Source organism: Streptomyces sp. NPDC033180 (assembly GCF_055577645.1).
This window is the reverse complement of record NZ_JBVIPU010000018.1, coordinates 86839-106413: the sequence shown is the minus strand read 5'-3', so window position 1 is coordinate 106413 and position 19575 is coordinate 86839. Positions and strand designations below refer to the sequence as shown.

The following is a 19575-nucleotide window of genomic DNA, read 5'->3' as shown; positions in this document are numbered from 1 at the left end:
CAAGCAAGATGGCTTCCATCAACCGCAGGACCGCCCTCGGCGGACTCTTCGCCGCGGCCTCCGTGCCCGCGCTCGCCGCCTGCAGCGGCGGCATCACCTCCCTCGACGGGGGCGGATCCGGCGGCGGGGGCGGTGGCTCCAGCAAGAACGGCGTCACCATCGGCACCGCCAACTTCACCGAGAACCAGGTGCTCGGCTACCTCTACGCCGCCGCCCTGGAAGCGGAGGGCGTGAAGACGACCGTCCGCCCCAACCTCGGCACCCGCGAGATCCTCATCCCCGCCCTCAAGGGCGGCGACATCGACCTGCTGCCCGAGTACCAGGGCGCCCTCCTGCACTACCTCGACACCAAGTCGAAGGTCACCGAGGAGGGCGAGATGCAGAACGCCCTCGCCATGGCGCTGCCGCGCGGCCTGCAGATCCTCCCCTACGGCAGGGCCGAGGACTCCGACGCCTTCGCCGTCACGCGGGAGACCGCCGACAAGTACGGCCTCAAGACCCTCGCCGACCTGGCCGAGCACAACGGCAAGCTCGTCATCGGCGCCGCTCCCGAGGTCAAGAAGCGCACGGTGGGTTCGGTCGGCCTCAAGGACGTGTACGGCGTCGAGTTCAAGGAGTTCAAGTCTCTCGACTCCTCGGGCCCGCTGGTGAAGGGCGCTCTGAAGAAGGGCGACGTCGACGTGGCGAACCTCTTCACCACCGACACGGACATCATCGCCGAGAAGTGGGTCGTGCTCACCGACCCCAAGAACCTCATCCCCGGCCAGCACATCGTCCCGCTCATCGCCGACCGCAAGGCCGACTCGACGGTCCGCAAGGCGCTCGCGCGCCTCGGCAACGCCCTGACCACCAAGGACCTCACCGAGCTCAACCGCCTGGTGGACAAGGACAAGAAGGATCCCGAGGACGTCGCGGACGACTGGGCGGCGCGCAACGGCATCAAGAAGAAGTAGCTCGCCCGCTCGGCCCGCATAAACAGCTCAGCAAGCAGGGAGTTCACCGGATCATGGCAGACACTCTCGTGGAGCGGCGCTCCATCGACGTCGTCCCCGACGACGAACGGCACGGCACCGCGTTCAGCCAGTTCACCCTCTGGCTCGGCGCCAACCTCCAGATCACCGCGGTCGTCACCGGCGCGCTCGCCGTCGTCTTCGGCGGCGACGTGGTGTGGTCGGTGACCGGCCTGCTGCTGGGCAATCTGCTCGGGGGCGCCGTGATGGCCCTGCACTCCGCGCAGGGGCCGAAGCTCGGCCTGCCGCAGATGATCCAGTCCCGCGCCCAGTTCGGGGTGCGCGGCGCCGTCGTACCGCTCCTGCTCGTCATCCTCATGTACGTCGGCTTCTTCGCCAGCGGCAGCGTCCTCGCAGGACAGGCCACGGCCCAGCTCACGCACACGAACGACACCACCGGCATCATCATCTTCGCGGTGGTCACGGCCGTGGTGGCGGCGATCGGCTACCGCGTGATCCACGTCCTCGGCCGGGTGGCGAGCGTGATCTGCGCGCTGGCCTTCATCTACCTGGGCATCCGCCTCCTGGACCGCGTGGACCTGTCGGCGCTCCTGAACGACGCGCACTTCGACCTGCCGATGTTCCTGCTCGCCGTCTCGCTCTCGGCGTCCTGGCAGCTCGCCTTCGGCCCTTACGTCGCGGACTACTCGCGCTATCTGCCGCGTACGACGTCGGGGCGTGCCACCTTCTGGTGGACCCTGTCGGGTTCGGCGCTCGGCTCGCAGTGGTCGATGACGTTCGGCGTGCTGGTGGCGGCGAGCGCGGGTGAGGCGTTCCTCGCCAACCAGGTGGGATACGTGGTCGGCCTGGGCGGCACGGGCCTGATCGCGTCCTTCCTGTACTTCGTGATCGCACTCGGCAAGCTGACGATCAACGTGCTCAACACCTACGGCGGCTTCATGTCGATGGTGACCAGCATCAGCGGATTCCGGGGTCAGAAGACACTCTCGCCGCGCGGCAGGACGGCGTACATCGCCCTGATCATGGTCGCGGGCACGGTGGTGGCGCTGCTCGGCAAGGACAGCTTCCTGACGTCCTTCAAGGACTTCCTGCTGTTCCTGCTGACGTTCTTCACGCCGTGGTCCGCGATCAACCTGGTCGACTACTACCTGATCTCCAAGGAGCGCTACGACATCCCGGCGCTCTCGGACCCGCACGGCCGCTACGGAGCCTGGCGCTGGGACGCGCTGACGGTCTACGGAGTGGGGCTCCTGGCCCAGCTGCCCTTCCTGGTGACGCACTTCTACACCGGGCCGCTGGTGGAGCCGCTCGGCGGCGCCGACATCTCGTGGATCGTGGGCCTGGTCGTACCGGCGGCCCTGTACTGGCTCCTCGCCCGCCGCGACACGTCGCACATCCCGACGGGGGACCAGGAAGAGGGGAGCCGGGGAAAAAGGGGGGATAGCCCCACTGTCAGGCCGACATCGGCTGCGTAACGTAAAAACCATGGACACCCGTGACGCCGAACTCAAGAAGGAACTCGACGCCACTCTGCATGCCCGCAGAGAGCTGGGCGAAGAGTATGAGTCCGCGCTGGTCGACTCCTTCCTCGGCAAGGTCGAGCAGCGCCTGGACGGCACCATCGACCGGCGGATGCGCCGGCACATGGCCGAGCAGCAGATGGTCGTCGCCCGCGGCTCCCGCGCGCCGAGCAGCGCCGTGGACTCCTGGGGCGAGCGCTTCGGCTTCGGCATCGTCTCGCTGATCCTCGCGATCCCGCTCTCGGCGATCGGCGTGGTGAACGCGGACCTGCCGGGCCTTTTCGTCGCCTGGGGCGGCATCGTCGGCGTGAACGCGGTGCATTCGATGCGGGGCATGAGCTTCGGGCGCGGCAGGGACCGCGGTCGCAAGTCGGAGTGGGACGACTGAGGCAGCGGTTCCGGGCGACTGGGCGGATTCACGGATCCCCGCGGATTCCGCGGATTCACGGATCCCGCGGATTCTGCTCTGAGCAGGACCGGTGGCGCGACTCCCGCCCGTAGGCGGACCGTTCCCGCATGACCGCCTCCGTCGCACACCTCAGTGACCCGCACCTCACCACCGGCGCGCTGGCCGCCGCGCCCGCAGCCGGCCTGCGCCGCGCGCTCGCCCGCGTCCTGGCCATCGAACCCCGGCCCACCTGCGTCGTGATCACCGGCGACCTCACGGAACACGGCCGCCCCGACGAGTACGAGCAGCTGCGTGAACTCATCGCGGGCTTCCCGCTGCCCCTGCACCTGACGACCGGCAACCACGACGATCCGGCGGCCCTGGTCAAGACGTTCGGCGGCGAGACTCAGCTCGGCGGCACCCGGTCCACGCGCTACGCCGTCGAGTACGCCGACTTCACACTGATCGCCCTGGACACGAACGTGCCCGGCGCCGGACACGGCCACCTCGGCGATGCCCAACTCGGCTGGCTCGACGAGACGTTGGCGGCCCGCCCCGAGCTCCCCGCCCTGGTCTGTCTGCACCACCCGCCCGCGGACATCGGCATCCCGTACCTGGACGGCATGCGCCTCGACGACGCCGACGCCCTGACGGAGGTCCTGGCCCGCCACCCCCACGTGGCCCGGGTCCTCGCGGGCCACGTCCACCGCCCGATCACCGGCGCCTACGCGGGCACCACCCTGTCGACCGCCCCGTCGACGTACCTCCAGAGCTCCCTCGCCCTGAGCACGGACCGCCCCATGGGCTACGCACCCGAGCCGACAGCCTTCCAACTCCACCTGCGAACGGCCACGGGCTGGGTCACACACACGGCACAGGTGAGCCATGCGGCGGCACAGATCCAGGGGTACTGACAAAGCGGCGGACAGATCACCGACGCGGCGCTAGGTTAGTCACATGACTAACTCAGCCGGCCGGCCGACTTCACCGCGCGGCGAACGCCGGCGCGAGCAGTTGGCCGACGCCGGCGTGGAGTTGCTGGCGCGGGACGGCTGGCCCGGTGTCACCACCCGTTCCGTCGCCGAGCGCGCGGGCGCCAACCTCGGCCTGATCCACTACTACTGGGGCGGGCTTCCGGCACTGAAGGCGGCTATCGCCCGCCGTGCCGGCGAGCAGGTCTTCGACCCGGTGACCGAGCAGCTCAGCACGACCACGACGCTCGAAGAGGCGCACTCCAAGCTGATCGAGCTGCTGTCCGCCCCGCACGACGGCAGAACCGCCCGGCTGACGGTCGAGCTGATCGCGGGCGCGGCCCGTGAGCCCCTGCTCGGCGAGGTACTGCGGGAGTCACTCACCGAGACCAGGGCCCGACTGCGGTCCTGGCTCAAGGGCGTTCACCCGGACGCACCGGACGGCAGCGAGATCGTACTGATCGCGCTGCTCGACGGCATGCTGCTGCACCGGATGCTCGACCCCGACCTGGACACCCGGGAAGCGCTCTCGGCCCTGTCGCACTTCCTGCCGGGCCGCGCCGCACCCGACGAGAGCCAGACCCCCTGAAGGCTCAGCCCTGAAGGAACAGCCCTGGAGGATCCGCAGTGGAAGCGACCAAGCCGAGCTGGGCCTTTGGCGCCGGTGCCACCCGCGTCGAGAGGGGACTCGCCTACGCGGTCTCCGTGTTCGGCATCTGCGCGCTGGTGGTCGGCGGACGAGGTCTCGGCTGGTCCTGGTGGCAGTGGCTCGTCGGCGTCCTGCTCGTCCACGATCTGGCCGGTGGCGTCGTCGCCAACGGCCTTGACAGCGCCAAGCGCTTCTACCACTCCCCCCTCACCTGCACCGACTCGGTGTTCGCCCGCTTCCTCCACCACCCGGTGGGCTTCACGGCCGTCCACTTCCAGCCGGTTCTGATCGCCCTGGTGATACCGGGCGGCGCCTGGTGGTGGGGGCTGCTCTGGTACGCCTGGGCCCTCACCGGCGCGATCGCCGTGGACCTCGCGGACGAGCAGCTCAAGCGGCCGGCCGCCCTCGCCTTCGTCGTCACCGGGATCATGGTCGCGGCCTACGTCGACTCCCCTCCCGGGCTCGACTGGCTGCCGGCCGTACTGCTCCTGAAGCTGGTCCTCGCGCACGGGGTGCCGGAAGGCCTCGGCCGACCCGCCGCGACGGAAGACGGCCGGCGAGACGACGCGATCGGCGGAACTGACTTCAGCTGACACCGGGGCGAGCGATCATGCCTCCGGGTTATGAGAACCGGTATTGGACGCTCCGCCGCCCTCCCCGCGAACCTGGGGCCCCCGAACGCCCCGTCCAGGAAGTGGGACCCCTGTGAGAATCGTCGTCATAGGTGCCACCGGCACCATCGGATCCGCCCTCGCCGACGCTTTGGAGACGGGCGGGGGCCACGAAGTCGTCCAGGCCTCTCGGCGAGGGCCCGTCACGGTGGATCTGGCGAAACCCGAGTCGATCGACGCGTTGTTCGCCGGAGTCGGTGCCGTGGACGCGGTCGTCGCGACCGCGGGAAGCGGGCGGATCGCGCGGATCGACGCCTCGTCCGACGACGACTACTTCCGGGGGCTCGAAGGCAAGATGCTGGGCCAGGTGCACCTCACCCGCCGGGCCGCGCGCCATCTCAAGGACGGTGGCTCGCTCACCCTCACGAGCGGCATCTCGACGTTCTCCGAGCCGGGCCTCTCCTTCACCGCCCTCGTCAACGGAGGACTCGGCCACTTCGTGCCGGTCGCCGCGGCCGAGATGCCGCGCGGTATCCGGCTGAACTCCGTGAGCCCGGGGTGGGTGTCGGAGACGTTGGAGAAGATGGGGCGCGACGGGGCGCAGGGGACGCCGGTCGCCGAGGTCGTCCACGCGTACGTCGGGCTGATCGAGGGGACGGCGCGGGGCCTGGTGGTGGAACCGGCAGCGAAGTGACGCCCCGTCACTGCTGTGGAACGTGTACGAAGTTCATGCGCGGGGACCGCCGCACCCCCGGTTTCCCAGGGGGCGGGACGACGGCGGTCCCCGCGGGGGACTTCGGCCGGGTCAGGACCGGGCCGAGGTCCGGGCGTTCAGAGGTCCGGGAGCCGCTCCGGAGTTCCTGTACGCCGACAACCACCAATGTGCCGCAGCCGTGTTAAGCGGGTGCTGCGCGGACGTGTCGCGCTCGTACCACTTCCGCGAAGTTCGTCCCACGGCCGCGCGCACGCGCGGCGGCTCCCACGGCTCACGGCACACCTGGCGGCTAGTGGCCCTGCTGCTCCGCCAGGAACGCCAGCAGGTCCTGACGGCTCACCACACCGGTCGGCTTGCCCTCGACCAGGACGATCGCCGCGTCGGCGCCGCCGAGCACGGACATCAGGTCGGCGACCGGCTCGCCGGAGCCGACCTGCGGCAGCGGGTCCGACATGTGCTTCTCCAGCGGGTCGGAGAGCGAGGCGCGCTGTGCGAACAGGGCGTCCAGAAGCTCGCGTTCGACGACGGAGCCGATGACCTCGGCCGCCATCACGTCCGGGTGGCCCGCGCCCGGCTTGACGATGGGCATCTGCGAGACGCCGTACTCACGCAGTACGTCGATGGCCTCGCCGACCGTCTCCTCCGGGTGCATGTGGACGAGTGAGGGCAGCTCGCCACCCTCCTTGCGGCGCAGTACGTCACCGACGCGAGGCGCGTCGCCTGCCTGCTCCAGGAACCCGTAGTCGTTCATCCATTCATCGCTGAAGATCTTGCTCATGTATCCGCGGCCCGAGTCGGGCAGCAGCACGACCACGACGTCGTCGGGCCCGAGCCGCTCGGCGACCCGAAGCGCCGCCACGACCGCCATCCCGCAGGAGCCGCCGACGAGGAGCCCCTCCTCCTTGGCCAGGCGCCGCGTCATCTGGAAGGAGTCCTTGTCGGACACCGCGATGATCTCGTCGGTCACATTGCGGTCGTACGCCGTCGGCCAGAAGTCCTCACCGACGCCTTCGACGAGGTAGGGCCGCCCGGAGCCGCCGGAGTACACGGAACCCTCGGGATCGGCGCCGACGACGGTGACGCCGCCCTCGGAGATCTCCTTCAGATACCCGCCCGTCCCGGAGATGGTGCCGCCGGTCCCGATGCCGGCCACGAAATGGGTGATCTTCCCCTCCGTCTGCTCCCACAGCTCGGGGCCGGTGGAGTGGTAGTGGGAAAGGGGGTTGTTCGGGTTGCTGTACTGGTCGGGCTTCCAGGCGCCGGGCGTCTCGCGCACGAGGCGGTCGGAGACGTTGTAGTACGAGTCCGGGTGCTCGGGGTCGACGGCCGTGGGGCAGACGACCACGTCGGCGCCGTAGGCCCGCAGCACATTGATCTTGTCGAGCGACACCTTGTCCGGGCACACGAAGATGCACTTGTAGCCCTTCTGCTGGGCCACGATGGCGAGCCCGACCCCGGTGTTGCCGGATGTCGGCTCGACGATGGTGCCGCCGGGCTTGAGCTCCCCGCTCTGCTCGGCCGCCTCGATCATGCGCAGCGCGATGCGGTCCTTCACGGAACCGCCGGGGTTGAAGTACTCGACCTTGGCCAGGACGGTCGCCTGAATGCCCGTGGTCACGTTGTTGAGCCTCACCAGCGGGGTGTTGCCGACGAGGCTGATCATCGAGTCGTGGAATTGCACCGTTGTCTCCGGGCTGCGATGTAGTGCGACGAATGGGTGTCGTCAGCGTAAGGCTCCCGTTCAGTCGTTCACCTCCGCTTGCGATTGGCCGACCGTCCTTACGGGGCAATGAGTTGATGTAGGGCGGTACGAGGAGGTGGCTGCAGGGCATGTCGAGGGCGAGGGTGGCGCGGCGGATCGCCGCGGGCGCGGCTTACGGCGGCGGAGGTATCGGGCTGCTCGGGGCGGCGGCCGTCGGAGTGGTCCTCGCGGAGGTCCAGCTGGCGAAGCGGTCCGTCGGGAACAGCGGGGAGCATCCGGCTCCACCGCGGGCCGACGGGCGCTATGGCTGGGGGTTCGCGGACCGGGAGGGCGCTGAACCCCTGCGGTTCGCGATGCTCGGTGATTCGACCGCCGCGGGGCAGGGTGTGTACCGGGCGAGGCAGACCCCCGCGGCGCTGCTCGCGGCGGGGCTTTCGGCGGTGGCCGAGCGGCCGGTGGAGCTGCGGAACGTGGCGCTGCCGGGCGCCCAGTCGGACGACCTGGACCGCCAGGTGACGCTGCTCCTGTCCGACCTTTCGTCCTGGGCGCCGGACGTCTGCGTCGTGATGATCGGCGCGAACGACGTGACGCACCGGATGCCCGCCACGCGCTCCGTGCGCCTTCTGTCGTCGGCGGTGCGGCGGCTGCGGACGGCGGGCGCGGAGGTGGTGGTCGGGACCTGCCCCGATCTGGGGACGGTGGAGAACGTCTACCAGCCCCTGCGCTGGATGGCACGCCGTGTCTCACGCCAGCTGGCTGCCGCGCAGACGATCGGGGTGGTCGAGCAGGGCGGGCGGACGGTGTCGCTCGGGGACCTGCTCGGCCCCGAGTTCCTTGCCAACCCGCGGGAGCTGTTCGGTCCCGACAACTACCACCCCTCCGCGGAGGGGTACGCGACCGCGGCGATGGCGGTGCTGCCGACGCTGTGCGCCTCGCTGGGCCTGTGGCCGGAGGAGGAGCGGCCCGACGTGACGCGCCGGGAGGGCTTCCTGCCGGTGGCCCGTGCGGCCGCGCAGGCCGCGTCGGAGGGCGGCACGGAGGTGGCGGCCGCGATGCCCACGGGCCCGCGAGGCCCCTGGGCCCTCCTCAAACGCCGACGCCGCCGCCGCATCCACCACACCCCGGACCCGGACCCGTCCCCGCTGCCGCAGTAGCCCTTCGGGGGGCGGGGGCATGCGGGGCCGGGTCTGCCACCGGGCCGGTGGGACGCTGCGGGCCCGTCGCGCCCGAGCCGCAGCCCTGCCGGGGGCGGGTGAGCGGGGTCCGGTTTGCCACCGGGCCGGTGGGGCGCTGCGAGTCCGTCGCCCCCGGGCCGCAGCCCTGCCGGAGGCTGCGGGGCCGGTGGGGCGTTGCGGGTCCGTCGCGCCCCAGCCCTGCCGGGGGCGGGTGAGCGGGGTCCGGTTTGCCACCATGCCGGTGGGACGCTGCGGGCCCGTCGCCCCCGGGCCGCAGCCCTGCCGGAGGCGGGTGAGCGGGGTGGGCGGGGTCCGGTTTGCCACCATGCCGGTGGGGCGCTGCGGGCGGTCCCACACTGGGCCGCCGCTCCGCGGCGAATCTCTCCCACCCACCCGATTACCCGGCAGCGGGCCGGCCCTCCCGCAGGCGCCCCGAGGCTCCCCATCCGCCCGATTAGCTGGCGGCGGGCGCACCACAAGCCCCCGCAAGCCGGTGTGCGGGCGGGAAGAACCCGCCGCGCCGCCACGCAGCGAGACCGCCGGGTGATCGGGTGGGTGGGTGGGGAAAAGGCCGGCGCGCAGCGACGGCAACAGCTTCAGGGGACGCACCCGCCCCAGAGGTGCCCGGCGCCAGGGGCCCGGATGGGGAAGTTTCATGCGGCGCGGCGGGGTGCTCCCGGCGCCAGGCCGGGGCGGGGCCGGAGAGAGCCCTGCGCACGCCAGAGGCCGCGGCCGCCGCCCGGCTGAGGGCTGTTGCCATCGGCGCCCCGCCAGACTGAGCCCTGCGCACGCCAGAGGCCGCCGCCCGGCTGAGGGCTGTTGCCATCGGCGCCCCGCCAGACTGAGCAAGCGCTTAGAAAAATGCGGCCCGCATCACAGTCCCAGGCCGATGACTGGCCGCGGTACGTGCAGGTAACTTCCCAGGGAGTCCCGAGAATCCCGAGCCCGTCAGCCAGCCGCGCGCCCCGCACCCACTTCCGCCCGGGGCGCCCCCGCCAGTAGGAGTTCCGCGATGCCCGAAGCCGTGATCGTCTCCGCCGCCCGCACCCCGATCGGCCGCGCCTTCAAGGGCTCCCTGAAGGATCTGCGGCCCGACGACCTGACCGCCACGATCATCGAGGCCGCCCTCGCCAAGGTCCCCGAGCTCGACCCGAAGCTCATCGACGACCTGATGCTCGGCTGCGGTCTGCCGGGTGGCGAGCAGGGGCACAACCTCGGCCGCATCGTCGCCGTGCAGATGGGCATGGACCACCTGCCGGGCTGCACGATCACCCGGTACTGCTCCTCCTCCCTGCAGACCTCCCGTATGGCCCTGCACGCCATCAAGGCCGGGGAGGGCGACGTCTTCATCTCCGCCGGTGTGGAGATGGTGTCCCGCAGCGTGAAGGGGTCGAGCGACGGCCTTCCCGACACCCACAACCCCCTCTTCGCCGACGCCGAGGCCCGCACCGAGGCCGTATCCAAGACTGAGGGCACCGACTGGCACGACCCCCGCGAGGACGGTCTGATCCCGGACGCGTACATCGCGATGGGGCAGACCGCCGAGAACCTGGCCCGCGCCAAGGGCGTCACCCGCAAGGACATGGACGAGTTCGGCGTCCGGTCCCAGAACCTCGCCGAGGAAGCCCTGAAGAACGGCTTCTGGGAGCGCGAGATCACCCCCGTCACCACCCCCGACGGCACCGTCGTCAGCAAGGACGACGGCCCCCGCGCCGGCGTCACCCTCGAAGGCGTCGAGGGCCTCAAGCCCGTCTTCCGCCCCGACGGCCTCGTCACCGCCGGCAACTGCTGCCCGCTCAACGACGGCGCCGCCGCCCTCGTGATCATGAGCGACACCAAGGCCCGCGAGCTCGGCCTGACCCCGCTCGCCCGCATCGTCTCCACCGGCGTCACCGGCCTCTCCCCCGAGATCATGGGCCTCGGCCCGGTCGAGGCCAGCAAGCAGGCCCTGACCCGCGCCGGTCTCACCGTCGACGACATCGACCTCTTCGAGATCAACGAGGCCTTCGCCGCCCAGGTGATCCCCTCCTACCGCGACCTGAACATCCCGCTCGACAAGCTGAACGTCAACGGTGGCGCCATCGCCGTCGGCCACCCCTTCGGCATGACCGGCGCCCGCATCACCGGCACCCTCGTCAACAGCCTCCAGTTCCACGACAAGCAGTTCGGTCTGGAGACGATGTGCGTCGGCGGCGGCCAGGGCATGGCCATGGTCATCGAGCGCCTCAGCTGACCCTTCGGTACCTGTTGCCACCTGCGAATCCCCCGCGTCTCCATTGATTCGTGACTCAATCTCCCCCAGGATGTGACCTATCTCCTGGGGGAGATGCATATGCCCAGGTCAGAGCACATCTGCGGTTAAGCACCGGGCCGAAAGACCTGTCCAATTCGTGACGTAATGCACTGACAGGTGGATCGTGCAGGCTTCAAGCTGATGTAGGAAGTCGGGGGTCGACTTGAAACCGGGAGTACGTCAGTGAGCGCCATGCCTCTTGCCTTGCTGCTCTCCACGGCCGCTGCCACGGCCGTGGGTGCAGCCGCCCTGCACGCCGTGCACGGGCTTCGGAAGCAGATCACGTCGCTGCGCACCGAGCTGGCCCAGAACCGGCCGGCCACCGCGCACGCCACCGTGCCCGCCGCCCGCACCACTGGGGACACCGACGAGATACGCACGGCTGTCGCCGAGGCCCTCGCCGAGGAACGGGAGCGCGAGCTGGCCGAGGCGCGGGCCTTCTGGGCCGCCCAGGAAGCCCGTGATGCCTCGGACGCGCCCTCCCTGCTCAGCGGCCTGCCCGGCCTCTCCGACATGGCCGACGAGCTGTTCCTGCCCCGCCAGGCGGACTTCTCGGGCCTGGAGGCGGACAGCCTGGAACCGGTCATCGAGCCGTACGGCGATCCGGCCGACGAGTTCGCGGCCGACTCCCCGGAGCTGGCCGCGGCCCGCCGCCGCCACCCCTCGCACCCGGACTTCGTCCCGGTCCAGTCCCCCGTCAACGGCGACCACGAGCGCACGGTCGCCTGTCTTGAGGAACTGGCCGACGCCCGCACGGCGCTCGCCGACGTCCGCCCCGGCCCGCTCGGCACGCTGGACGTCTACGTCTTCGCGGACGGTACGACGCTCTGCATGACCCCGGGCCACCGCGAGACCGCGGAGCTGCTGGCCGACGCCCTGCGCGACGGCCACACCCCGGTCCTGCTCGGCGGCTCCGGAGTCTCCGGTGCCTACGCGCTGACCTTCGAGTGCGGCACCGAGAACGTCTACATCCTGGCGGACCGCGTCATCGCCTCGGTCTGACCGAAGCGGCCCCGGCGAGCGCCGGGGTCACACCCCGGCGCGCTTCTGCGCCTTCTCCACGAGGATCAGCGCCTCCGCGAGCTGACCGGAATCCTCCAGCACAAGGGCCAAATCCCGCCCCGCCACCGTGATCTGGTCGGCCGCCGCGAACATCCCGGCGTCCGGCATCTCCCTCGGCTCCGCGTCCGGCACCTCGATCCGCTGCGCCCACGCCGCCAGTTCCCTGGCCAGAGCGAGCGCCTCGGTCGCCGCCCCCCGCTGCAGGCGACTCTGCGGGGCGGCCCGCAAGCGGTCGGCGAATTGGTCCACTGCGGCCGTCAAAGGCGTCGTATCAAGCACCCGGCGACCTTATGCGCCCGGGCGGGACTGTTGCCAACGTCCCAACGCTCAGGCACGGTGGCGTGAAGGACGGAACACATCGCGACGCGTCCGGAGGCGCCGATGTCCCAAGTCTTCTCCGAGGAGACCCACCGCAACCTGATCGCCCGAATCCCCCACTGCACCGGTCGTGAGATCTCCGACTGGATCCGCGCCGTTGACGAAGGCCCTTCGCTCTTCCGCTTCGAGGAGAAGGTCAGCTGGCTCCGCGCGGAGCACAACCTGGCCTATGGGCACGCCAAGGCAATCATTCACGAGTACGACTTGCGGCGGGCCGCGCGCAAGCTGCTCTGACTCCCCTGTCCCCCTCACACACAACCTGCAACCTCACAGACAACGGCGAAGGGCCCCGCGGAACGGATGTTCCGCGGGGCCCTTCGTTGATTCGGCTGGTTCGGCTGGTTCGGCCGAGAGTCAGCCGCGTCAGTCGTTGCCCTGCAGGATGGCGATCAGACGCAGGAACTCGAGGTAGATCCAGACGAGCGTCATCGTCAGACCGAACGCCGCGAGCCAGGCCTCTTCCTTCGGGGCGCCGTACGCGATGCCGTCCTCGACCTGCTTGAAGTCCAGGGCGAGGAAGCACGCGCCGAGCAGGATGCCGACGATGCCGAAGACGATGCCGAGACCGCCGCTGCGGAAGCCGAGGCCGTCACCGCCGCCGAAGACCATGAACAGCAGGTTCACCGCGGTCAGCAGCAGGAAGCCCATCGCGGCGGCCATCACGAAGCCGTAGAAGCGACGGTTGACGCGGATCCAGCCCGCCTTGTAGGCGACGAGGACACCGGCGAAGACGGCCATCGTGCCGAGCACGGCCTGCATGGCCGCGCCGTCCGCGATGCGGTTGTCGACGACGCTGGAGACGACGCCGAGGAAGACACCTTCCAGGGCCGCGTACGTCAGGATCAGCGCGGGCGATGCCTTGCGCTTGAAGGCCTGCACCAGGCCGAGCACCATCGCGATGAGGCCCGCGCCGATCGCGATGCCGTACGACTTGCTGATGTTGGCGTCGTCCACCGGCAGCAGCGCCCAGGCGAGGGCGGCCGTCACCAGGAGCGTGCCGAGTGTGGTGGCCGTACGCATGACGACGTCGTCCATCGTCATACGGCCGGCGGTGGTTACGGGCGCCTGGGGGGCACCGTGCTGCAGGTCCTGCTGGGCGTACGGGTTCGTCGCGTACGGATTGGTGGGCGCCTGCTGGCCGGCACCCGCGTACGGGTTGCCCTGCTGGGTCTGCGTCCCCACGGCGGGTCCCCCGGCCTGCGGCTGCGTGCCGAAGCCCGCGTAGCCGTTGTCGCGGCTGAACCCCCGTCGCGAGAAGACCGGGTTGCTGCTCCTCATTTCACTCCTCCATGGCCACCGGCGTGGCTTTGGGTCAAGAGTAATGCGTAGGCAAAAGGAAGACCCTAGTGCTTGGGGAGGATCTTTCCCTCCTTGTGACCAAGAACGTCTCGCCCGATGCTCTCTGTTCCCGGTGGGGCCGGGGACACACCCTCGTCGGCCGCGGTGCGGCGGCTGCGCCGGACGAGTGGCACCAGCGAGATCGCGACGGCTCCGAGCACCGCGGCCACGGCGAACGTGGTGAAACCGAGGGACGCGTTTCCGCCGGAGACGACGGCACCTCCCAGCCACGGTCCGACGACCGCACCCGTACGCCCGACGCCGGTGATCCAGCCGAGCCCGGTGGCGCGCTGGGCGGGCGTGTAGACGGAAGGAGCGGAGGCGTAGACCATCACCTGCGCCGAGAAGAGCCAGATGCCGGTGACGAAGACGATCACGTACGCGATACCGAGCGGCAGCTCCGCCTTGAGCAGGGAGGCGCCGCAGGCGGTGAGCAGGAACCAGATCGCGGAGATGCGTACGGCGCCGAACTTGTCGGCGGCCCGTCCCGCGACGAGCATGCCGACGATGCCGCCCGCGTTGATCACCATGAGGAAGGTGACGGAGGAGGAGAGGGAGTACCCGGAGGCGCGCATCAGCTCGGGCAGCCAGGTGGAGACCCCGTAGACGAGCAGCAGACCGGCGAAGGACGCGAGCCACAGGAGCGGGGTCGCGAGCCGCTGCCCCGGGGTGAAGAGCGAGGCGACGGCGGCGAAGCGGCCCTTGGCGCCCGCCTCGGGGGCTTCGTCGAGCGTCGGGGCCGGCAGCGAGTAACGGGCGGCGACGGCCTCGGCCTCGCTCGCACGGCCCTTGGCGAGCAGCACGCCGGGCGACTCGGGCAGCCACTTCAGTACGAGGGGGATGGCCACGGCCGCGGGGATCACGCCCGCCCAGAAGACGACGCGCCAGCCGTGGTCGGGCCCGAGCCAGAGCCCGAGGCCCGTGGCCGCCATGCCGCCGGCGTGGTACGAGGTCATCATCAGGCCGGTGGCGAGCGCGGCTCTGCGCGGCGGCGCGAACTCGGCGACGATCGCGAGGCTGATCGGCATCAGACCGCCGAGCCCGAGCCCGGCGATGAAACGGCCGCCTCCGAAGACGGCGGCGGTGGGCGCGAGCGCGCAGACCGCGGAGCCCAGCGAGAACAGCGCGACGCTGCCCGTGACCATCGGCTTGCGGCCGATCCAGTCGGTGAGCGTGCCGCAGCCGAGGGCGCCGATGAGCATGCCGAAGGTGGTCCAGGAGCCGATGGTGCCCGCGGTCGACGCGGTGAAGCCGAAGCCCTCGTCGTCGATGAGGTGCGGCATCACGGCGCCGTAGATGTTGACGTCCATGCCGTCGAAGAAGACGACGAGCCAGCACAGGGCTATGACAGGGGCTACGGATCTGAAGGTGCGCTGGGGCGCGGCACCTTGGGGAGCGGTCACGGGGCTCTCACTTCTTTGTGGGACCTGGTGGGGACGGGGTTTTCACGGCGGGCTCAGTGGAGCGGGAAGCCCGTGTAGCTCTCGGCGAGGTCGGTCTCGGCCGGGCGTGCGGTGGTGATGCGGTCCAGCTGAGCGAGCTGGATGCGGTCGTCGAAGGGGGTGGCTTCGGGGGCGCGGTGCAGCATCGTGGTCATGGCGTACGAGAAGCGCTCGGCCTGCCAGACGCGGCGCAGGCAGGTCGCGGAATAGGCCTCCAGGCGGGCGTCGGAGCCGGTCTCGCGGTACTCGACGAGGGCGCGGGCGAAGGTGACGACGTCGCCGACGGCGAGGTTGAGGCCCTTGGCGCCGGTGGGCGGGACGATGTGGGCGGCGTCCCCGGCGAGGAAGACACGTCCGTGCCGCATGGGCTCGTGGACGTGGCTGCGCATGGGGGTGACGGACTTGGAGGTGATGGGTCCGCGCTTGAGCGTCCAGGCGGGGTCGTCCGTCTCAAGCCGGCGGTCCAGCTCGTCCCAGATCTCCTCGTCGCCCCAGTCGGCGGCGTCGGTGCCCGCGGGGACCTGGAGGTACGCGCGCGTGACGGTCGGCGAGCGCATGGACAGGAGCGCGAAGCCTCGGTCGTGGCGGGCGTAGACCAGCTCGTCGTGCGAGGGCGGTACGTCGGCGAGGATGCCGAGCCACCCGAAGGGGTACGTCCGCTCGAAGACCCGCGAAACGTCGGCGGGCACGGCCTTGCGGGCCACGCCCCAGGAGCCGTCGCAGCCGACCACGTAGTCGCACTCCAGGACGTCCTCACGCCCCTGGTGACGGAAGCGGACGCGCGGGCTCTCGGTCTCGGCGCCCTCGACGGCGAGCGCCTCGGCCTCGAAGAGCAACGGGCCACCGGCGGCGAGCTGGAGGGCTATGAGGTCCTTGCAGACCTCGGTCTGGGCGTAGACCATCACGGACCTGCCGCCGGTCAGGGCGGGGAAGTCGACGCGGTGCCTGCGGCGGTCGAAGCGCAGCTCGATGCCGTCGTGCGGGATGCCCTCGCGGTCCATGCGTGCGGCGGCGCCCGCCTCGCGCAGGATGTCGACGGTGCCCTGCTCCAGGATCCCGGCGCGCTGGCGCTGTTCGACGTAGGCGCGGTCGCGGGTCTCCAGGACGACGGAATCGATGCCGGCGTTGTGCAGCAGGCGGGCGAGGAGCAGGCCCGCCGGTCCGGCTCCGATGATTCCGACGGTGGTGCGCATCGGCCGACCCCTCCACTTGTTCGACAGTCGACATTCGACCATCGACTTGTTCGTCTGGTGAACTTTCGTTCATAATGTGCTGACGGGAGTCTCCGACCGGACCCAGCGGCTGTCAACGGTTCCGGGGCAGCCAATTCCGCCCGTGATCCACCGTGTTCCACCCGTGCGAGGAGCGGCGCCATGCCAGAAGAGTCCGTACGCCCCCTGGAGCGCGGCCTCGCGGTGCTTCGCGCCCTCGCGGTCGCCGAGCAGGTCAGGGCGGGCGACCTCGTGCGCGCGACCGGCCTGGCCCGCTCGACGGTGGACCGGGTCGTGGCGACCCTGGCCCGCCTCGGTCACGTACGCGAGCACGGCCAGGAACTCCACCTCACGCCCCGCCTGATGGAGCTCGGCAACGCCTACCTCGCGGCGAGCGGGCTGAGCGGCGAGGTCGCGGCCCGCACCGCACGGCTCGCGGACGACCTCGACGAGTCGGTGTCCCTCGCGGTGCCGGACGGCGACGGCGTCCGCTTCGTCACGCAGGCCGCGCGGCGCCGCGCGATGTCGGTGGCCTTCCACATCGGCGACCTGCTCCCCGCCGAACGGTGCGCGCCCGGAGCGCTCTTCGCCGCCGAGTGGGACGAGGCGGCGTGGGCGGCGTGGCGGGCGCGCACGGCCGCCGACCCCTCGGGGGACGCCTTTCCCGCGCTGCCACCGGGCCCCGTGCCCCTGCCCCCGGATCTCGCGGGCCGTGTGGAGCGCTCGCGCGTGACGGGCTGGGCCCTTGACGACCAGCTGATCGAGCCGGGCCTGATCGCGACGGCGGTCCCGGTGCGCGACGCGGCGGGCCGCGCCCGGTACGCCCTGTCCGCGGTGAGCCACACCAGCCGGCACACGGCGCGAGGCCTCGCGGAGCTCGTGCTGCCACGCCTGCGGGCTGAAGCCGCGTACCTGGAGTCCCTTCCGCCCGCCACATCGCCGTACGAAGAAGCCGAGTTGACGCCCGGTCAGCCGCTGGACGCCGTCGAGGCGAAGGCCGAACTCGGCCCCGGCTTCCTCCAGTCGCTCGCCCGCGGCCTCGGCGTCCTGCGTGCCCTGGGCCGGGCCCGCGGCGACGGCCTGCCGCTCACCGCGATCGCCGCCGCCACCGGCCTGCCACGGGCCACCGCGCGCCGCTGCCTGCACACCCTGGAGCTCCAGGGGTACGCCGCGCACGACGGCCGCCTCTACCGCCCGCTCCCCCGCATCCTGGAGCTCGGCTACGCGCGCCTCTCCCGCCTCGGCTTCGCCGACATCGCCGAGCCGCACCTGCGCCAACTGACGGGCCGGGTCCACCAGTCGGCATCGGTGACGGTGCTCGACGGGACGGACATCCTGTACGTGGCGCGGGCGGCGACGGTCCGCGTCATGAGCGTCCACATCACGCTCGGCACGCGTTTCCCCGCCTACCCCACCGCCATGGGCCGGGTCCTGATCGCCGGGCTCCCGAAGGAGGACCGCTCGCGGCTCCTGAAGGCCGCCCCGCCCCGCCCTCTCACCCGGCACACCGTCACGGACCCGGCGGACCTGCACCGCGTCCTGGAGCGGGCCGCCGCCGCCGGCTACGCCACCGCGGACGAGGAGCTGGAGGAGGGTCTGCGCTCGGTCGCCGTACCGATCGAGGACGCGGAGGGGCGCGTGGTCGCCGCACTGAACGTGGCCCAGCACGCGGGCACCGCCCCGCTCAAGGAGACCGTCGGGGCGCTGCTGCCCGCACTGCGCGAGACGGCGGCGGCGATCGAGGCGGATCTGCACACGGCGGCACGCTTCAACAGCGCGCTGATGCCTTGGCGGAAGTACCCGCCGACGTCTTAGCGGAGGTGCCCGGAGCCGGACTTGAACCGGCACGCCCGCTAGGGGCAGCGAGGTTTAAGCTCGCCGTGTCTGCATTCCACCATCCGGGCAGGCCATGGGCTCCGCATCAAGTGATTCGACCCTATCGGGAGGCGTCCCCCGAACAGCGGAACAACAGCCCGATGTTGTCTTATTTTATTGACGTCTGAGGGTGCATCAGCCACCGGTACGGCCCATCGGTACATGCCGCAGGCCCTTCCACCGCTGTGCGGCCTCCGTGACGGAATGACGGAATTTCACCGTCTCCGCCCAGCCCGCGGGGCACTGGGCGGGTGGTACCCGTCTCAGGGGCCGGGGTCATCCCCAGGTATGACACGGGCGCCCGGAGTCCGACTGCAGAGGGCCCCCGGAACCGGAACAGCGGCTGACTACACGGCTCGGATCCGCAAGGACGATGGAGTACGTCCCCACTCGTCGTCCCGACAGGAGCACCGCCCCGTGACCACCACCCCCTTCGCCGCCCGCAGCACCGCGGTGGCCGCACGCGCCACGGATCTCTCCAAGGTGTACGGACAGGGCGAGACCCAGGTGGTCGCCCTGGACCATGTCTCCGTCGACTTCCGGCAGGGCGAGTTCACTGCGATCATGGGCCCGTCGGGCTCCGGCAAGTCGACCCTGATGCACTGTGTCGCGGGGCTCGACAGCTTCAGCGGCGGCTCCGTGCGGATCGGCGAGACCGAGCTGTCCACCCTCAAGGACAAGCAGCTCACCAAGCTCCGCCGGGACAAGATCGGCTTCATCTTCCAGGCCTTCAACCTCCTGCCGACGCTGACGGCCCTGGAGAACATCACGCTGCCGATGGACATCGCGGGCCGCAAGCCCGACAAGCAGTGGCTGGAGCAGGTCATCTCCATGGTCGGCCTGGCGGAACGGCTCAAGCACCGGCCCACCGAGCTCTCCGGCGGCCAGCAGCAGCGCGTCGCCGTGGCCCGCGCGCTGGCCTCGCAGCCCGACATCATCTTCGGCGACGAGCCGACCGGAAACCTGGACTCGCGCTCGGGCGCCGAGGTCCTCGGCTTCCTGCGCAACTCCGTACGCGAACTGGGCCAGACCGTCGTCATGGTCACCCACGACCCGGCGGCCGCCTCGTACGCGGACCGTGTGATCTTCCTCGCCGACGGGCGGATCGTCGACGAGATGCACGGGCCGACGGCCGACGGGGTCCTTGACCGGATGAAGCACTTCGACGCCAAGGGACGGACCAGCTGACCGCCGTGCGACGTCCGTAGGCGCTGCCTGCGGGTACGTCGTGGCTGGTCGCGCAGTTCCCCGCGCCCCTTCGGGCGCCACCCTCT

General features: G+C 70.9%; 18 protein-coding genes and 1 tRNA gene. 13 read left to right on the top strand and 6 right to left on the bottom strand.

Annotated features, from left to right (window positions below):
* The first annotated feature begins 17 nt into the window (after nucleotides 1-17).
* The 7 genes from ACZ5WE_RS33955 to ACZ5WE_RS33925 all read left to right on the top strand — a co-directional run bounded on the left by ACZ5WE_RS33955 (nucleotide 18) and on the right by ACZ5WE_RS33925 (nucleotide 5804).
* Nucleotides 18-953: an ABC transporter substrate-binding protein gene (locus ACZ5WE_RS33955; RefSeq protein ID WP_467689803.1), complete on the top strand. Its 936-nt coding sequence runs from the start codon at nucleotides 18-20 to the stop codon at nucleotides 951-953.
* A 53-nt stretch (nucleotides 954-1006) separates the two neighbouring features.
* On the top strand, nucleotides 1007-2446 hold the full coding sequence (locus tag ACZ5WE_RS33950; protein WP_467689347.1) for a purine-cytosine permease family protein: 1440 nt from the start codon (nucleotides 1007-1009) through the stop codon (nucleotides 2444-2446).
* 10 nt (nucleotides 2447-2456) lie between these two features.
* Complete coding sequence (locus ACZ5WE_RS33945; protein WP_467689349.1) at nucleotides 2457-2879, top strand: hypothetical protein; 423 nt, start codon at nucleotides 2457-2459, stop codon at nucleotides 2877-2879.
* Nucleotides 2880-3007: 128 nt separating this feature from the next.
* Nucleotides 3008-3793, top strand: coding sequence for a phosphodiesterase (locus tag ACZ5WE_RS33940; protein ID WP_467689351.1), 786 nt, complete (start codon nucleotides 3008-3010; stop codon nucleotides 3791-3793).
* A 43-nt stretch (nucleotides 3794-3836) separates the two neighbouring features.
* Nucleotides 3837-4439: a TetR/AcrR family transcriptional regulator gene (locus ACZ5WE_RS33935; RefSeq protein WP_467689353.1), complete on the top strand. Its 603-nt coding sequence runs from the start codon at nucleotides 3837-3839 to the stop codon at nucleotides 4437-4439.
* Nucleotides 4440-4477: 38 nt separating this feature from the next.
* Entirely contained in the window at nucleotides 4478-5092 is a 615-nt protein-coding gene (locus tag ACZ5WE_RS33930) for a hypothetical protein (protein WP_467689355.1), read from the top strand.
* A gap of 112 nt (nucleotides 5093-5204) precedes the next feature.
* On the top strand, nucleotides 5205-5804 hold the full coding sequence (locus ACZ5WE_RS33925; RefSeq protein ID WP_467689356.1) for a short chain dehydrogenase: 600 nt from the start codon (nucleotides 5205-5207) through the stop codon (nucleotides 5802-5804).
* Nucleotides 5805-6114: 310 nt separating this feature from the next.
* Here the strand turns inward: ACZ5WE_RS33925 and ACZ5WE_RS33920 are convergent, their stop codons facing one another.
* Complete coding sequence (locus tag ACZ5WE_RS33920; protein WP_467689358.1) at nucleotides 6115-7506, bottom strand: cystathionine beta-synthase; 1392 nt, start codon at nucleotides 7504-7506, stop codon at nucleotides 6115-6117.
* A gap of 149 nt (nucleotides 7507-7655) precedes the next feature.
* On the opposite strand from ACZ5WE_RS33920, the gene ACZ5WE_RS33915 reads away from it, so the two are divergent.
* From ACZ5WE_RS33915 to ACZ5WE_RS33905, 3 genes are all read left to right on the top strand, one after another.
* Nucleotides 7656-8681, top strand: a complete 1026-nt coding sequence (locus ACZ5WE_RS33915) for an SGNH/GDSL hydrolase family protein (RefSeq protein WP_467689360.1) — start codon at nucleotides 7656-7658, stop codon at nucleotides 8679-8681.
* Nucleotides 8682-9714: 1033 nt separating this feature from the next.
* Complete coding sequence (locus ACZ5WE_RS33910; RefSeq protein ID WP_467689362.1) at nucleotides 9715-10935, top strand: acetyl-CoA C-acetyltransferase; 1221 nt, start codon at nucleotides 9715-9717, stop codon at nucleotides 10933-10935.
* 252 nt (nucleotides 10936-11187) lie between these two features.
* Complete coding sequence (locus tag ACZ5WE_RS33905; RefSeq protein WP_467689805.1) at nucleotides 11188-11997, top strand: hypothetical protein; 810 nt, start codon at nucleotides 11188-11190, stop codon at nucleotides 11995-11997.
* Between the two features lie 27 nt (nucleotides 11998-12024).
* Here ACZ5WE_RS33905 and ACZ5WE_RS33900 read toward each other — a convergent pair whose 3' ends face one another.
* Nucleotides 12025-12306 (bottom strand): hypothetical protein, encoded by a 282-nt coding sequence (locus tag ACZ5WE_RS33900; RefSeq protein WP_469157316.1) that lies wholly within the window; start codon nucleotides 12304-12306, stop codon nucleotides 12025-12027.
* 132 nt (nucleotides 12307-12438) lie between these two features.
* On the opposite strand from ACZ5WE_RS33900, the gene ACZ5WE_RS33895 reads away from it, so the two are divergent.
* Nucleotides 12439-12669, top strand: a complete 231-nt coding sequence (locus ACZ5WE_RS33895) for a DUF4287 domain-containing protein (RefSeq protein WP_361832622.1) — start codon at nucleotides 12439-12441, stop codon at nucleotides 12667-12669.
* Nucleotides 12670-12798: 129 nt separating this feature from the next.
* Here the strand turns inward: ACZ5WE_RS33895 and ACZ5WE_RS33890 are convergent, their stop codons facing one another.
* The 3 genes from ACZ5WE_RS33890 to ACZ5WE_RS33880 all read right to left on the bottom strand — a co-directional run bounded on the left by ACZ5WE_RS33890 (nucleotide 12799) and on the right by ACZ5WE_RS33880 (nucleotide 16408).
* Nucleotides 12799-13713, bottom strand: coding sequence for a Bax inhibitor-1/YccA family protein (locus tag ACZ5WE_RS33890; protein ID WP_467689366.1), 915 nt, complete (start codon nucleotides 13711-13713; stop codon nucleotides 12799-12801).
* A 65-nt stretch (nucleotides 13714-13778) separates the two neighbouring features.
* On the bottom strand, nucleotides 13779-15176 hold the full coding sequence (locus ACZ5WE_RS33885) for an MFS transporter (protein ID WP_467689368.1): 1398 nt from the start codon (nucleotides 15174-15176) through the stop codon (nucleotides 13779-13781).
* 53 nt (nucleotides 15177-15229) lie between these two features.
* Nucleotides 15230-16408, bottom strand: coding sequence for a 4-hydroxybenzoate 3-monooxygenase (locus ACZ5WE_RS33880; protein ID WP_467689370.1), 1179 nt, complete (start codon nucleotides 16406-16408; stop codon nucleotides 15230-15232).
* Nucleotides 16409-16588: 180 nt separating this feature from the next.
* Here ACZ5WE_RS33880 and ACZ5WE_RS33875 point away from each other — a divergent pair, with 180 nt between their 5' ends.
* Complete coding sequence (locus ACZ5WE_RS33875) at nucleotides 16589-18241, top strand: IclR family transcriptional regulator domain-containing protein (RefSeq protein ID WP_467689372.1); 1653 nt, start codon at nucleotides 16589-16591, stop codon at nucleotides 18239-18241.
* A gap of 6 nt (nucleotides 18242-18247) precedes the next feature.
* Here ACZ5WE_RS33875 and ACZ5WE_RS33870 read toward each other — a convergent pair.
* Nucleotides 18248-18330: transfer RNA gene (locus ACZ5WE_RS33870), tRNA-Leu, on the bottom strand.
* 388 nt (nucleotides 18331-18718) lie between these two features.
* Here ACZ5WE_RS33870 and ACZ5WE_RS33865 point away from each other — a divergent pair.
* A complete protein-coding gene (locus tag ACZ5WE_RS33865) occupies nucleotides 18719-19489 on the top strand; it encodes an ABC transporter ATP-binding protein (RefSeq protein WP_367042677.1) in 771 nt (256 codons plus the stop codon).
* Nucleotides 19490-19575 lie beyond the last annotated feature (86 nt).